At 42.6% G+C, this 15,630-nt stretch carries 13 protein-coding genes; 4 read left to right on the forward strand and 9 right to left on the reverse strand.

The features are described from left to right. Nucleotides 1-22: 22 nt before the first annotated feature. On the forward strand, nt 23-1,558 hold the full coding sequence (locus tag AM228_RS03545) for a hypothetical protein (protein WP_054464735.1): 1,536 nt from the start codon (nt 23-25) through the stop codon (nt 1,556-1,558). A 235-nt stretch (nt 1,559-1,793) separates the two neighbouring features. Here the strand turns inward: AM228_RS03545 and AM228_RS03550 are convergent, their stop codons facing one another. From AM228_RS03550 to acnB, 6 genes are all read right to left on the reverse strand, one after another. Beyond that, complete coding sequence (locus AM228_RS03550) at nt 1,794-3,890, reverse strand: tetratricopeptide repeat protein (protein WP_054464736.1); 2,097 nt, start codon at nt 3,888-3,890, stop codon at nt 1,794-1,796. A 27-nt stretch (nt 3,891-3,917) separates the two neighbouring features. Further along, complete coding sequence (locus tag AM228_RS03555; RefSeq protein WP_054464737.1) at nt 3,918-4,442, reverse strand: serine protease; 525 nt, start codon at nt 4,440-4,442, stop codon at nt 3,918-3,920. Nucleotides 4,443-4,812: 370 nt separating this feature from the next. Continuing rightward, nucleotides 4,813-4,911: a DUF29 domain-containing protein gene (locus AM228_RS34860; protein WP_231636604.1), complete on the reverse strand. Its 99-nt coding sequence runs from the start codon at nt 4,909-4,911 to the stop codon at nt 4,813-4,815. Between the two features lie 16 nt (nt 4,912-4,927). Then, nucleotides 4,928-5,035 (reverse strand): DUF29 domain-containing protein, encoded by a 108-nt coding sequence (locus AM228_RS34865; protein WP_231636589.1) that lies wholly within the window; start codon nt 5,033-5,035, stop codon nt 4,928-4,930. Between the two features lie 73 nt (nt 5,036-5,108). Continuing rightward, nucleotides 5,109-5,579 carry a DUF29 domain-containing protein gene (locus AM228_RS03560; RefSeq protein ID WP_054464738.1) on the reverse strand — a complete coding sequence of 157 codons (471 nt, stop codon included), beginning with the start codon at nt 5,577-5,579 and terminating at the stop codon, nt 5,109-5,111. A 226-nt stretch (nt 5,580-5,805) separates the two neighbouring features. Further along, nucleotides 5,806-8,412 carry a bifunctional aconitate hydratase 2/2-methylisocitrate dehydratase gene (gene acnB, locus AM228_RS03565; protein ID WP_054464891.1) on the reverse strand — a complete coding sequence of 869 codons (2,607 nt, stop codon included), beginning with the start codon at nt 8,410-8,412 and terminating at the stop codon, nt 5,806-5,808. Nucleotides 8,413-9,052: 640 nt separating this feature from the next. Here acnB and AM228_RS03570 point away from each other — a divergent pair. Genes AM228_RS03570 through AM228_RS03580 form a run of 3 tightly spaced genes read left to right on the forward strand, consistent with a single transcriptional unit; the run spans nt 9,053 to nt 13,303 of the window. Then, nucleotides 9,053-10,774, forward strand: a complete 1,722-nt coding sequence (locus AM228_RS03570) for a PAS domain S-box protein (protein ID WP_054464739.1) — start codon at nt 9,053-9,055, stop codon at nt 10,772-10,774. A 51-nt stretch (nt 10,775-10,825) separates the two neighbouring features. After that, a complete protein-coding gene (locus AM228_RS03575; RefSeq protein ID WP_054464740.1) occupies nt 10,826-12,991 on the forward strand; it encodes a bifunctional diguanylate cyclase/phosphodiesterase in 2,166 nt (721 codons plus the stop codon). 30 nt (nt 12,992-13,021) lie between these two features. Beyond that, a complete protein-coding gene (locus AM228_RS03580; protein ID WP_156331509.1) occupies nt 13,022-13,303 on the forward strand; it encodes a hypothetical protein in 282 nt (93 codons plus the stop codon). 551 nt (nt 13,304-13,854) lie between these two features. Here the strand turns inward: AM228_RS03580 and AM228_RS03585 are convergent. From AM228_RS03585 to petN, 3 genes are all read right to left on the reverse strand, one after another. Further along, nucleotides 13,855-14,106: a gas vesicle protein GvpG gene (locus AM228_RS03585; RefSeq protein WP_054464742.1), complete on the reverse strand. Its 252-nt coding sequence runs from the start codon at nt 14,104-14,106 to the stop codon at nt 13,855-13,857. Between the two features lie 162 nt (nt 14,107-14,268). Beyond that, on the reverse strand, nt 14,269-14,850 hold the full coding sequence (locus tag AM228_RS03590) for a DJ-1/PfpI family protein (protein ID WP_054464743.1): 582 nt from the start codon (nt 14,848-14,850) through the stop codon (nt 14,269-14,271). Nucleotides 14,851-14,985: 135 nt separating this feature from the next. Further along, nucleotides 14,986-15,123: a cytochrome b6-f complex subunit PetN gene (petN, locus tag AM228_RS35955; protein ID WP_322096536.1), complete on the reverse strand. Its 138-nt coding sequence runs from the start codon at nt 15,121-15,123 to the stop codon at nt 14,986-14,988. Between the last annotated feature and the right edge of the window lie 507 nt (nt 15,124-15,630).

Genomic DNA, 15,630 nt, shown 5'->3' on the forward strand with positions numbered 1-15,630 from the left:
ATTATTTTTTAGATAGCTCAAAATGAAACTCCCGATTGCAGAAAAAAATATCCCTCTCTGGTTGGCAGAATTTGATTTATGGATTACGCCATGTCTGGCAGACATTAAAGATAGCGATCGCTTTCATCAAGAATTAGATATCGTGGCTAATATTTTGGAGATAATCGGTTCGGCGACACAAAATTTTCAACGATTAGAAGATTGTCACCCAGAGGCGATCGCCGAGCAATTTATTAATTTTATCAACAGTAAAACCCAAACAGAAGCAGAAACACATCTTCAGGCATTCTCAGCCGTTCTTTTCCTGGTGACAGGTAAATCTGATAATAATGCAAAATGTCAATTACCTTTATATTTGCGGGATGTAGCGCGTTGGGATAAATTCCCAAAGTTAAGGGAAACTCAGAATAAATCTCAGGTAGTTTTACAAAAAATTCCTAGAGTTTTAACAGCGGAAACTTACATGAAACGAGTGGCGAGTCTGAGGGCATATCCAGACCAGCAAAAAAGATTATTGCAGGAATTTGTAAACTTTCTTTTAAATGATGACTCTTGCATTTCTCAGCTATGGAGTATTGGGCGAAGTTATTTTATGCTCAAAGAGTTTAAAAAAGAGCGCGACCTTTTAACTCCATTAGTGATATTTCAAGTGCGCGGTTCGGTTGCCGCGTCCGGGGGTCACGAACCAGAGAAACTACTCCGACAACGACTCGCAGAATGGGGGCTCCGAGAAAATATTGATTATAATACGACAGATGTTAACTTGACATCTGTTAATGCAAATAAAAAAGAAAAAAAACGGGCTTATGATTTTGTTTTGCCTTACCAGACTCCCCAATGGACAGGGAATTGGGGCAAAAGAATATTCATTCAATGTCAGTTTTACGCGGGTGACTCAGGTAGCGTTTCCCATAAAAATGTGGATCAAACAAAGGCTTCTCGTGAATATGTGCTGAAAATCGCCCCAGATGCTCGGTTTGTAGAATATGTTGATGGGGCAGGATATTTTTCATCTCTAAATGGCGACTTAAAAAAGCTGTTGGAAATGCCGAACACTGGGTCATTTTTTCAGGTAAGAACTGCGGCAATTCGGCTACGTCGGGAACTCCAGCAGTTAGGTTTTTTGGTGCCATTGGATTTAGAACATGGTATTATACGTTGCAGCGATCGCACAGTGACATCTCTCTATCAAATTCTATTAGCAGAAAATTACGGTCGGGAAGAAATTGACAGATGTTTGCAGGATTGTATTCAACGTGGTTTAATTAGATTAGATAATGGGGTACTGTCACTCATTCCAGAACGACGGACAATCGCTAGAAGGTATTTCCTTTTGGATGTGGTGGCTGGATTTGGAAATTCACTCGGATCGACAAGTCAAAAATTGACAGGTTCGTTAATGATTCCCGGATATGGATCTTGTCACAGTATGAAGTTAGACGATCTCGTATCGAAATCCCTTGATCTTGCTCCCAGTTTGAGAACAGACTGGACAGATCCAACGGTTTTTCCCAGAGATATTCGCTGGCTTTGTGACGAAGGTTTGGCAGAAACCTAGAAATCGGGTTTCTTCAAGCACTATTAAGATTAACCCGCTTGATAGCGGGTTTTTTTAGTTTTGTTATACCAAGCATCAAAAATTATTGCTACAATTACGACCTTAATTTGGGCATTAGTAGGGGCAATCCGATGTAGGGACTGCCCTAAGTAAGTGGTCGCCTCGCGCCTAAATTATTGGATTTTTGATTGCAAGCGGTATCAGAAATCAAACCCAGACTATAGTAAGGATGAGTTTAGTCAAAAACCGCTTTTATGGCTTTGGCGTAATCGGCTATGGCTAAATCATATTTTTTTAAGTTTTTGTAGGCATCACCCCGGTTATTGTAAACATCAAAATTGGTCGGATCGAGTTCTATGGCCTTAGTGTAATCGACTATGGCTAAATCATATTTTTTTAAGTTTTTGTATGCATCACCCCGATTATAATAAGCCCAAGAATAGTTAGGATCAAGTTCTATGGCCTTGGTGTAATCGGGTATGGCTAAATCATATTTTTGTAACTCTTTGTAGGCATTACCCCGACTATTGTAAGCCCAAGAATAGTTAGGATCAAGTTCTATGGCCTTGGTGTAATCGGCTATGGCTAAATCATATTTTTGTAAGTTATCGTAGGCCAAACCCCGATTATTGTAAGCCCAAGAATAGTTAGGATCAAGTTCTATTGCCTTGGTGTAATCGGCTATGGCTAAATCATATTTTTGTAAGTTATCGTAGGCCAAACCTCGATTATTGTAAAGGAAAGAATAGTTAGGCTCCAGGTTGATAGTCTGGCTGTAATCAGCTATGGCTAAATCATATTTTTGTAAGTCTTTGTAGGCATTACCTCGATTATTGTAAGCCCAAGCAAAGTTCCGATCCAGTTCTACGGCTTTGTTGTAATCAGCTATAGCTAAATCATATTTTTGTAAGTTTTTGTAGGCATTACCCCGATTATTGTAAGCCCAAGCAAAGTTCGGATCCAGTTCTATGGCTTTGGTGTAATCAGCTATGGCTAAATCATATTTTTTTAAGTCTTGGTAGGCATTACCCCGATTATTGTAAGCATTAACATAGTTCCGATCCAGTTCTATGGCTTTAGTGTAATCAGCTATGGCTAAATCATATTTTTGTAAATTATAGTAGGCATTACCCCGATTATTGTAAGCCCAAGCAAATTTAGGATCCAGTTCTACGGCTTTGGTGTAATCAGCTATGGCTAAATCATATTTTTGTGAGCAAAAATAGGCATTACCACGAAGATTGTAAGCCTCAGCATATTTGGAATTGAGTTCGATCGCTTTCGTGTAATTAGCGATCGCTGATTTATATTGTTTCAAGCCATAGTAGGAGTCACCCCCTTTAATGTAATCGGCTATAGCTAAATCATATTTTTTTAATTCTTTGTATGCCTTAGCCCGACTCTCGTAAGCATGAAAATAATTTTGCTCTAGTTTTATGACTTTGGTGTAATCAGCGATCGCTAAATCATATTTTTTTGATTCCAAGTAAAGTAGACCACGACTATTATAAGCCGCCGCATCTTGTGGATTTAGTTCGATTGCGTTGGTGTAATCAGCCATAGCTAAATCATATTTTTTTGATGCTGAGTAAACCCAACCACGACCATTATAAGCCGCCGCATCTTGTGGGTTTATTTTGATCGCTTTGGTGTAATCAGCCAGCGCTAAATCATATTTTTTTGATTCTGAGTAAACCCAACCACGACTATTATAAGCTGCCGCATCTTGTAAATTTAGTTCGATCACTTTTGTGTAATCAGCGATCGCTAAATCTAAACTATCTTTAGCTTTGTACAACCCATTCAACAACTGGTATGCCGAACCACGATTTTTATAAGCTGCCGGATCTTGTGGATTTAGTTCGATCGCTTTTGTGTAATCAGCGATCGCTTTTTCTAAATTATCTTTATTAATATTATACCGCGTATAGGCATTACCTCTAAGATTGTAATTCGCTGGATCTTGTGGATTTAGTTCGATCGCTTTTGTATAATCAGCGATCGCTTTTTCTGTGTTATCTAGAAAATAATGAGCCGTTCCCCGAAGGAGAAAAGCTTTGCCCATATTGGCATCGAGTTTTATAGCTTCGTCCAATGATCCCAAAGCGGCGGCATAATCTTTTTCATGGAAAAAAGCGATTCCTTGACTGTAATAATCATTAGCAGTTTTCTTTTCTTGTTGTTTCAGATTCGCGTAAGTTTCTGGATTGATAAATATCTGAATGGGAATCCCTAAATTCCAGCTATTTTCTATGCCCTTTTCATCGCGATCGCCTTTTGCGTGAACCCCGACAATTTCCCCTCGGTGATTCAACACCGGCCCGCCATTCATACCCGGTTGAGTATTCGCATCATAAATTCAAATATAACCATTCTTCGGTTCCGGTACTCTACCAGTAATCTTGCCTGAATTAAATAACACCGTGCGATGCGAAATTGCTGCACTACTACCAGGAACACCGAGAACATAAATGCTGGTTGCTTCTACCACCTTTTCTGAATCGCCCAATTTCGCCACTGGGTAATTTTTATCACTGGTAAAAGTCAGCACCCCTAAATCCACATCCGCCACAGGTTTGGTGATAGTATCTCCTTTCACCTGATAAGTTTCTTGGTCTGGAGTAATAATTAAACAATTCAAATCCTTCTTTTCCACCACATGATAGGCAGTCAGCACCGAATAAGTATTTCTTTCTCGCTTAACAATTGCCCCCGACCCGGCACCGCACCCATCAATAATCACCGTGAATTCCTTACCTTTTTTGGCGATCGCTTCCTGACCCAAAGGCAGATCAAGCCCATCATTTTTTACCACAGAACAGCCACCAATTCCGCCAATTACCAGGCAAGCAAAAACTATCCCCATTTTTTGCCATTTGATCATTTTTATTGCTCCTGACTGCCGAAAATAACTGTTAAAACCGTTTTAAATGAACCATTGTCATTCCCGCGAAGTAATTCATAAATTATAGCAATTTTCTACTGACTGAACCAGGGCGGTGTTGTATGACCGGATTACATTAGACAATTCAGAGCATTATTCGTTCAAAGCCGATTAGCGCTTGATCCTCATATATCCGCAACGCGGGAACGGTTGGGGGTATCGATCCGTTATTTTGTCAGAGGTCTATTAAAAAAAGCGTCTAGGAGGTGAAAAATATTTTACTGAAAATAGCAAAAATTTTTGCCAGTAATCACGCACCCTACCGGCTAATTGCTAATTTTATTGCCAAAAATCATCATCTAATATTTCCTCAACGGCATAAGGACATTCTGGGGGAAATAAATTCAAATATCCGGAGATCGCGCTTGCCCATATCTTCAATTTCTGCTAACAAATTTTCCCAATCCACCTTTTCATAATTGCGATTACCTACGGTAGGCTCCGCCAACGCGCAATAGTTTTAAAGTGGCTTCTATCCATTGCAAATAATCTTGGTCGTAAAGAGTTTTTTGCTTAACTTGAGATAATGTCATAGTTCTACCTGTGAAACATAATTTTATGACTACAGTAGATTAAGTGTGGTAGGGACACGGCTGGCCCAAGTCCCTACTCTGGCCAAAACTGGCGATCGAGTACATCAGCAATTTGATAGGGACAGTCTATGGGAAAGGTTTCCTGGGGTAATCCAGTTTCTAAATAAGCTTGTTCTCTAGCATCCTCATAACATCCAGAAAAAATGCTGTCAATATAGGCGATTAAACTGGGAGAATCTTTTAATAACTTGGCGATTCTTCTGCGATGTTCAGCAATACTTCCCGACCAGCTACCAGTTCTATGTTCCGGTTGAAATTGCCATTTTAACAGGTGCAATAAAACAATCACTAGATTACTTTCTAAGCTACGGCGATCGCGCTTGCCCATATCTTCAATTTCTGCTAACAAATTTTCCCAATCCACCTTTTCATAATTGCGATCGCGCAATTGTTGTAAAGTGGCTTCTATCCATTGCAAATAATCTTGTTCGTAAAGATTATTTGTGTCCTTAATTTTTGCATAATCAGCTAAACTCTGTCTCATTTTGATTTCTCCAAATGTTTTAATTTTTGCTCAAATTAAACGTTTTTTTTATAATTTATACCAAATTATAAAATTTTTTCTACAATTCCGAGGTTTATTTGGGCGCAAGCATTTTAGTCAATTTTTTGCTGATTAATTCGGTGCGTTACGGCGGGAACGAATACTTTGCTAAAATAGCAAAAGTTTTCGCCCGCCTAACACACCCTACAGGCTACCAAATATCGGATTACTTAGCGCCCACGGGGATGCCTAAAATATCTTCAATTTTGGGCATTTGTTCCAGAGGAATCACGCGACCTTCATCTTCAAAACCTGCAATTTGGTCAAAGTTGAGATAGCGATATAAATCGACCGCAAAGGGGTCAATTTTCTTGCCGACAATTTCCATATATTCCTCAACGGTGGGAATGCGTCCCAACAGGGCACAAACTGCCGCTAATTCGGCGGAACCAAGATAAACTTGTGCGCCTTTACCCATGCGATTATTGAAATTACGAGTAGAGGTAGAAAACACCGTTACCCCATCTTCAACTCGCGCTTGGTTGCCCATACAAAGGGAACATCCGGGCATTTCGGTGCGGGCTCCGGCAGCGGCAAAAATGCCATACATTCCTTCTTCCCGCAGTTGTTTTTCATCCATGCGAGTGGGGGGACAAATCCACAGGCGAACTTTCACCGGCCCTGCCCCTTCTAATACTTTGGCGGCAGCGCGATAATGGCCGATATTGGTCATACAAGAACCGATGAAAACTTCATGGATTGTATCACCGGCACATTCGGACATTAATTTAACGTTATCCGGGTCATTGGGTGCGGCAACAATTGGTTCTTTAATCTCGTTGAGATTGACTTCTAAAATTTCTGCATATTCCGCATCAGCGTCCGCCGACATTAATTCTGGATTGGCTAACCATTGTTCCATTTTAGCGACCCGGCGCATAATGGTTCGCCCATCTTGATAACCACGTGCGACCATATTTTTTAATAGGGCAATGTTTGATCGCATATACTCAGAAACCGTCTCAGTACCTAACTTAATGGTAGACCCAGCGCAAGACCGTTCCGCCGTAGCATCGGTTAATTCAAAAGCTTGTTCAACTTTTAAATCTGGCAATCCTTCCATTTCCATAATGCGCCCGGAGAAAACATTTTTCTTATTCTGTTTCTCCACGGTTAATAAACCTTTTTGGATGGCTACATAAGGAATGGCATTGACAATATCCCGCAGGGTGACGCCCGGTTGCAGTTCACCCGTAAACCGGACTAAGACCGATTCGGGCATATCCAAGGGCATCAACCCCAAGGCAGAGGCAAATGCCACCAACCCGGAACCTGCCGGGAAAGAAATTCCCAAGGGGAAACGGGTGTGAGAGTCGCCTCCGGTGCCCACGGTATCGGGCAATAACATCCGGTTTAACCAGGAGTGAATGATGCCATCTCCCGGACGGAGGGCTACCCCACCGCGAGTGGAGAAGAAATCAGGCAATTCTTTATGGGTTTTGATATCCACCGGCTTGGGATAGGCAGCGGTGTGGCAGAAACTCTGCATGGTCAGGTCTGCGGAGAAACCGAGACAAGCGAGTTCTTTGAGTTCGTCGCGAGTCATCGGGCCGGTGGTGTCTTGAGATCCGACGGTGGTCATTATGGGTTCGCAGGAAGTGCCGGGACGAACTCCGGGCAGTCCGCAAGCTTTGCCCACCATTTTTTGCGCGAGGGTGAAGCCTTTGCCGGTGTCCGCAGGCAGGACGGGACGGATGAATAGGTTGCTGGGTTCTAAGCCCAAAGCGGCGCGGGTTTTGTCGGTGAGACTACGACCAATTAATAAAGGAATCCGACCGCCTGCGCGAACTTCGTCGGTGATGGTGTCTGGTTTGAGTTTGAAGGTGGAAATGACTTCGCCATTTTCGTTGGTGATTTCCCCTTTGTAGGGATGAATGGTGATGACCATGCCGGTTTCCATTTTGGTGACATCACATTCAATGGGTAGGGCGCCGGAGTCTTCAGCGGTGTTGAAGAAAATCGGCGCGATCGCACCTCCCAGGATATAGCCCCCGCCCCGTTTATTGGGGACAAAGGGAATATCATCGCCAATATGCCACAACACGGAGTTAATGGCGGATTTGCGGGAAGAACCCGTCCCCACCACGTCTCCCACATAAGCGACGGGATGGCCTTTTTTCTTTAATTCGGCGATCGTGGCTAGACCGTCGGGCATCCGGGATTCCAACATGGCCAAAGCGTGCAAGGGAATATCCGGTCGGGTGGTGGCGTGAGGGGCTGGGGATAGGTCGTCGGTGTTGGTTTCCCCAGGCACTTTAAACACGGTGACGGTAATGCTTTCCGCTAAGGGCGATCGGCTGGTGAACCATTCCGCCGCAGCCCACGCATCTACCACTTGTTTGGCGTAGGGGTTGGTTTGTGACAGTTCTAATACGTCGTTGAAAGCGTCGTAAACTAGGACTATTTTGCTGAGGGCTTTGGCGGCGCTATTCGCCAAGGTTTCATCGGATACCTGTAATAAGTCAATCAGGGATTGGATATTGTAGCCACCAATCATAGTCCCCAGGAGTTCGATCGCTTCTAGGGGCGAAACCAGGGGGCTGGAAATTTCCCCTTTGGCAATGCCAGTCAGGAAGGAAGCTTTGACATAAGCTGCTTGGTCTACTCCAGGGGGAACGCGATCGCGCAACAGGTGCAGCGTAATATCTTCTTCCCCTGGGGGCGGATTTTTCAGGAGTTCACATAAATCGGCAGTTTGTTCCGCATTCAAAGGTAACGGCGGAATGCCTAAAGCTGCCCGTTGTGCAACCTGTTGACGATATGATTCCAACATAAAATAACTCTCCATTTCCGGGTCATTAAAGACTAATTTGATCGGTAGATCGAAAGCTGTTAGGGATGAGCGATCGGTGATTCGCCCTCTTGAATCAGGCTAGGGCGCTAACTACTGAACTTTATTCTTATCTTGCATCATTCAGCCTTCATCCTTACAGTTTCTTAGGTTTAAGTTATCAGATTTCAACATTCTGCCTCGGTGATTTGTCCTTGGTGATTTGTCCTTGGTGATTTGTCCTTGGTGATTTGTCCTTGGTGATTTGTCCTTGAGAAAATAACCAATAACTAACAACCAATCACCAATAACTAATAAATAATCATTTTAACGACGCCAAGTCAGCGATCGCCAATCGCCCCTAAGATTTAGTAACAGAGAAAACAAAACCAGAAACCGAGGGTCGATCGCCCTCTTGGTGGGGCGGGAGGGATATGAAATTACTGAGAATGATTTTGATCGGTTGGGGTAAATTTGCTAAAACTTAACAAAAAATTGCTAATTTTTATCTTTTATTAAGAGATAATATGAAAAATTTTTTAAACTTTACACACAAGTCCGGGCACTGCCAATATTATTTGTGTGTTTGGATATCAGGGCATCGCAGGTTGTCAGTAAACAAAATGTTATTAGGTGGTTGTTAATGTTTTCTAAAAACCAAGATAATTTCGGATGGATGTCCAAAGATTTTCAGACCAGAGTTAAACGGGAATTCCGCAAAGGAAATCATCTTCGTAAATTAGCCAAGACCAGTAAAAGTTTTATTGGTGAAACATCTATACAACATAAGCAAGACAAATTACAGGAAGAATTCTGTGTGGCAGGAAACAAAGAAGGTGGATCGATAAACCCACCATTAGAGTTATCATTATCGCTGCCAGGGTCATTGGAGGCGATCGCCGCTGCCATGCCGGTTGCTTTGCTGATTAGTCGAGTGGCGGATGGGGTGATTTTATTCGCTAATTGCCATTACTGTGAGCAGTTTAATTCCTGTCCCGGAGAAATATTGGGGCTTCACCTCTGGGAGATTTATCCTGATGCTCAAATTTATCAAAAATGGCAAGCTATCCTGACAACAAAAGGTGAAGTGACTGATTATGAAATAGAAGTCCAGAAAGCGGATGGAACTTCTAAATGGGTGGCAATGTCGGCAAAACTTCTCAGTTTTGAGGGCGATCGCTTCTTACTGATGACATTTAGCCCGGTCAAAATCAATCGGGAATCAGAGCAGACTCTGCAAACTTTAGTAAAGAGAACCGCTTCAGTTATTGGCACGGCTTTTTTCTCCGAATGTGTTCGTTATTTAAGCGAAGTTTTCGGTCTGCGATATGTAATGATTTCTGAGTTAATTGGCAAAAAGCAAGATCAGTTACAGGTACTTGCTTTTAGCGAACATGGACAAATACAATCAAAATTTACATACCCGATTGCCGAAACCCCTTGTGAAATGACCCTGAAAATCGGTGAGTTTATTTGTACGGAAGAAGTCAGGGAAAAATTTCCTCAACTTCAGAGTATGCAACAATGGGTCGGGTCTTCAAGTTATCACGGAATTGCCTTACTCGATAGCAGCAAAAAAACCATCGGGGTGATGTCGATTTTGGATGATAAAGTTTTCTCATTGAATCCCCGATCGCACTCCATTTTAAAACTATTCGCCGCCCGAACTGCTGCTGAATTGGAACGACACCAAGTAGCCAAAGTCCAGATGGAAAATGAGGCTAGGTTACATCTGGCTTTGAAAGCAGCCCATAAGGGAGTTTGGGATTGGGATTTGGCTACGGGGATGATTAGTTGGTCGAAAGAAGTAGCCGGAATTTTGGGATTTCCCCTGCATCTGAGCCAAGGGTCTGCCAGCATTTTTCTGCAAAGGATTCATCCAGAAGATCGCCCGCAGGTAGAACAGGCGATCGCCTGCGCGATTTCCGAAGGTACAGAATACCATGTAGAATATCGCATTATTCATGCCTCAACCGGCCAAATCCGTTGGATTGCTTGTGATGCCAACATTGTTTGTGAATTGAGCGATCGCGATGCCCGCATTATGGGGACGATTGCGGATATTTCCGATCGCAAACAAACGGAATCCGCGTTGATTCAATCTGAAGCCAACTTAAGAGCTATTTTTGATTCTTCAGTTCAAGGAATTTTACTAATTGACCGATGCTATAAAATTCAAGCATTCAACCCCGCAGCCAGTCAGATTATTCAAGGGATTTGGCAAAAAGAAATTCATCAGGTTGATTCTATAATTTTTTGCTTAAAAAATGATCTAATTTTGGACGATTTTGCTCAATATTTTGCCGATGCTTTAGAAGGAAAATTTTTAGAAAAAGAAAAAAATATTCAAGGAATAAACCGATAAGAGTATTGGTTTAAAATAAACTATCATCCGGTTTATGATAAAAAGAGTCAGGTGATAGCCGTTTGTTTGATTATTTTGAATATTACTGAGGAAAAGAAAGCCGTTAATGCTTTAATTAATAGTGAACAACGGTTTAAATCCCTGGTGCAAAATTCCTCAGATATTATCACAATTTTAGATCCTGATGGCATCATTCGTTATCAAAGCCCGTCAATTACCCGAATTTTAGGCTACGATCCGGATGATTTAGTGGGGGATAATGCCTTTGATTATGTTCACCCAGAAGAGCGCGATCGCATTTCGGCCATTTTTGTCAAAGCGCTGCAAAATCCAGGTTCAGAGGGAGAAATTCAATTGCGATTTCGTCATGCCAATGGTCATTGGGTTTATTTAGAATCAATCGGCAGAAATTGGCAAGACGATCCGAAAATTAATGGGTTCGTGGTGAATTCACGAGATGTTAGCGATCGCCGCGAACAAGCAGAACGCTTAAAAATGTTAGAACAGGCGATCGCTGCCAGTAAAAATGGGGTCATGATCGCCGACGTTAGAAACAATAATCGACTGGTTTATGTCAATCCGGGCTTTGAACAAATCACTGGATATTCGGCGGCGGACGTACTCGGAAGTAACTGCCGATTTTTGCAAGGATCAGAGCGGAATCAACCAGAATTAGACAGATTACGAGCCGCCATTAAAGAAGGAAAAGACTGCACTGTTGTCTTGCGAAACTATCGGAAAGATGGCAGCTTATTTTGGAATGAACTACAACTTTCCCCGGTCTATAACGCCCAAAATCAACTAACCCACTTTATCGGCATTCAAACGGATATTAGCGATCGCAAAAAAGTTGAAGAACAACTAACCCATCAAGCGTATCACGACCCCTTAACAGGTTTGGCCAATCGTTCTCTCCTGATTGAACGTTTACAAAAAGCCGATTTAAAAGCCCAGCAAACCCCAGGTTATTTGTTCGCCCTATTATTCCTGGATCTGAATCGGTTCAAAGTGGTCAATGACAGCCTGGGTCATGCGGTCGGCGATCTACTCTTAATCGTCATCTCCCTACGGTTACAAAGTTGTTTAAAACCCAACGATACTCTAGCGCGGATCGGCGGCGATCATTTTGTGATTCTGTTAGAAGATATCCAGGATACCCATGATGCGATTCGAGTTGCCGAACAAATTCACGAACAACTCCAAGAACCGTTTACCCTAAAAGGTCACGAATTCTTTATTTCCGGCAGCATCGGCATTTCCCTCAGTTCAATGGGTTACGAATGTTCGGCGGATCTATTGCGGGACGCCGACATTGCCATGTATCGGGCAAAACAAAGCGGCAAAGCCAAACACGCGGTGTTTGATAAAGCCATGCACGACCGGGTACTCGCTCGCTTAAACTTAGAAAATGAACTGCGTCATACAATTGAAGCGGTGCAAAGCGGCGACAGTAATGCGCTCTGGTTAGCTTATCAGCCGATCGTTTGTCTCCGCACCGGCAAAATTAAAGGCTTTGAAGCCCTGGTGCGTTGGCATCATCCAGAACGCGGTTTCATTTCTCCCGCAGAATTTATTCCGGTGGCGGAAGAAAGTGGTTTAATTATCCCTCTGGGGATGTGGATCTTGCGGCAAGCTTGTCGCCAATTGCAGGAATGGCAATCGATTCTAGTCAATAACCACGCCACATCCGCCGATCAGCTAACCATGAGTATTAATTTGTCGGCCAAACAATTTTTACAACTGGATTTGATTCACTTAGTAGATCAAATTCTCGCCGAAACCGGTGTCAGCCCATACAGTTTGAAGCTGGAAATCACGGAAACGGCGATCGTGGAAAATATGGAATATGCCCTAGAAACTCTCTCAGAACTGAGAAAAAGACAAATTTTGTTGTCCCTGGATGACTTCGGGACTGGTTATTCTTCTCTAAGCTACTTACACCAGTTTCCCTTGGATACCTTAAAAATTGACCGTTCTTTCGTTAACTCAATTCATCAGGAAAGTAAACACCGCAAAATTATCCAAGCCATTGTCACCTTAGCCCATGCTTTGGGGATGGATGTCACGGCAGAAGGATTAGAAACCTCCGAGCAACTTCAACAACTGAAAATGCTCGACTGCGAATTAGGTCAAGGATACTTTTTCTCTAAACCACTCGATCGCGTAGCTGCTTCTCACTTACTGCTAAAACCATCCCACTGGTCAATCCAGGGTTGAATATGATTCCCCATTTTCCCCTATTCCCTAATGCCTATTGCCTATCTCCTATCTCCTATTTCCTGTTCCCTGTTCCCTGTTCCCTGTTCCCTATCCATTGTCAAGAGTTTCCAGATGCGATCGCTCACCAGCAGCCGAATCATTCGCCCTAAAATCAGCACCATGCCTCGGCAAAGCAATCAGGCAACCACTTACCTAGAAATCTATCAACTGGCTGTAGAAAAAAAAGCGTCTAAAACAAGAATTACAAGCCATAGAAAAGCGAAAAGTTACTATTTATCAGCGACTAGAAGCGATCGCCGAACAAATTGATTTTCTAGACAAATCCGCCCATGAAATTAAGGGTAATTCCCCGGAAAGCGAACGCACTCAAGCCGAAACAACTCAAGACCCGCTTCAGTCCCCGGCTGAAAAAAAATCAGAACCAAAAGATGCTCAACCGGGCTATTATTTGGAAACCATGACTTTGGATTTTTAAGTTATTTGTTGTTAGTTGTTTGTTGTTGGTTGTTAGTTGATTGTTGTTAGTTATTAGTTATTAGTTTTTAGTTGGTTGTCCTTTGGTGATAGGTTACTTGTCAAAATTAAATCCCTATTAATAATACCGTTTCCAATTAAAAATGCAACACTTTTGGTCGCGGAGGCGAAGCATGACCGTATATAGGTTAATATTTTGAGCGGATTTGCATATGCCGGAATGCTTTGCCCCTACTGTTGGATGAATTTTTGTAAATGGTCTAATTTATATAGAGGATAAAAGACAATCAACAATCAACCAAAGAATCCCTACCCAAAGAATCCCTACCCAAAGAATCCCTACCCAACAACAATCAACAATCAACAATCAACAATCAACAATTTTATTATTCCTCTTCTTCTCTTAATTCGTCTTCTTCCAATGCCTCGATCGCTAATAAAAGCTCCTCTTCTTGGGCATCATAATCCTCTTCAGAAATATCCCCTAAATCAAAAGCTAACTGTAACGCTAACAATTGTTTTTGTAAATTTTCTTTACTGTCTAATTCCCCACTGGCTCGTTCTAAAATTTGCTCGCCAATCCAAATAATCCCTTCAACTGGGCCGGTAATCGGTAACGTTAATAAGCGTAAAAGCATAATTTTTTCTCCTTAATTTGTTATGGTTTGGGAAAATAATTAATTAACAAACCCGGTTTATTTATTTAAGAAACCGGGTTTCTTTATTTGTTCTCAACCAAAGAATCCCTACCCAAAGAATCCCTACCCAACAACAAATTATGAATTGTGAATTATGAATTATCAATGGCTAATTGTCGTACCCAAGACCTTGAGAAACTCGGCTAACCAGCGGGGATGGGCAGGCCATGCGGGAGCCGTGACTAAGTTGCCATCAGCGATCGCCTCATCCACGCCAATTTGGACATATTGACCACCGGCAGCCGTCACATCTGGGGCACAAGCGGGATAAGCGGTGCAGGTTTTCCCGGTAAGCACACCCGCTGCGGCTAACAGTTGTAACCCATGACAAATCGCCGCAATAGGTTTATTCCCATCAGCAAAATAGCGAGTAATTTCCAAAACCCGGGGATTTAAGCGGATATATTCTGGGGCTCTGCCACCGGGAATCACCAGGGCATCATAGCTAGAAGGATCGATCTCATCAAAGGTAGCGTTTAGGGTAAAATTATGACCCGGTTTTTCGCTATAAGTTTGATCCCCTTCAAAATCATGGACAGCCGTGCGAACCTTGTCACCAGCTTTTTTATCCGGGCAGACCGCATGAACGGCATAGCCGACCATTTGAAGTGCCTGGAATGGCACCATGACTTCGTAATCTTCTACAAAGTCACCGACTAACATCAAAATCTTCTTAGGAGCCATAAGAACTTTACTTTTTTTCGATGGTTAGAAATTGGGGGCAAGGATCGCCTGTTGGCATTGCCCCCACTATGCCCCCACTATAACTTAGTCGCCTTTGGCTACTTGGCGGGAACTCTTAAGGAGTTTTTCAGGAAATTAGAAGCCGTTGCGACCCCAAACCACCATAGAGATGGAAAAGGTAAACACAACCATCAGCGAAGCCCAACCCACTGTCAAAATATCCATAGCTAAAAAGTGAATCAATAATCTTGAACGGTACCAGGAGACAATCATACAGATACATTTAACCCGGAAAAATCTGGTAATAGCCGGAAGTTTCTGAGTATGGCACAATCTGAAGTGAAGTAATCACGCCAGATGTGGAGGTATCTCTCAAAGCCTTTAACAGTTAGGTTAAAAGCGCTATTGTTGAGTCAATTCTGGTGGCATATTCAATTGCTTACTACAATATAGCTATAGTCAGCTACTTGATGCTTCGGCAAACCACCTTTGGCTATTGCTTAACTCTCTACTCGATAGACTACCATACTTAGAAAAATATTTCCTGAAATATCAGGTTCTTACCAGTGAATCCCCCTCCAATCACCAACAGTTAAATGTGTCTTCAGCATCAGACTCAAGCCATTTCTTACTTGTTACTTGTTACTTGTTACTTGTTGCTTGTTATGATTGGGTTGTGTTTAAACATCTGAGGGTGGTTCGGTGGTCGCCGATCGCCCGCTATCCGCAAGGCTAGTGGATCCTGGATTTCCATCGAGGATCAACTGTCATGGTCGAAGT

The organism is Planktothricoides sp. SR001 (assembly GCF_001276715.1).
GTDB classification, from domain to species: domain Bacteria; phylum Cyanobacteriota; class Cyanobacteriia; order Cyanobacteriales; family Laspinemataceae; genus Planktothricoides; species Planktothricoides raciborskii.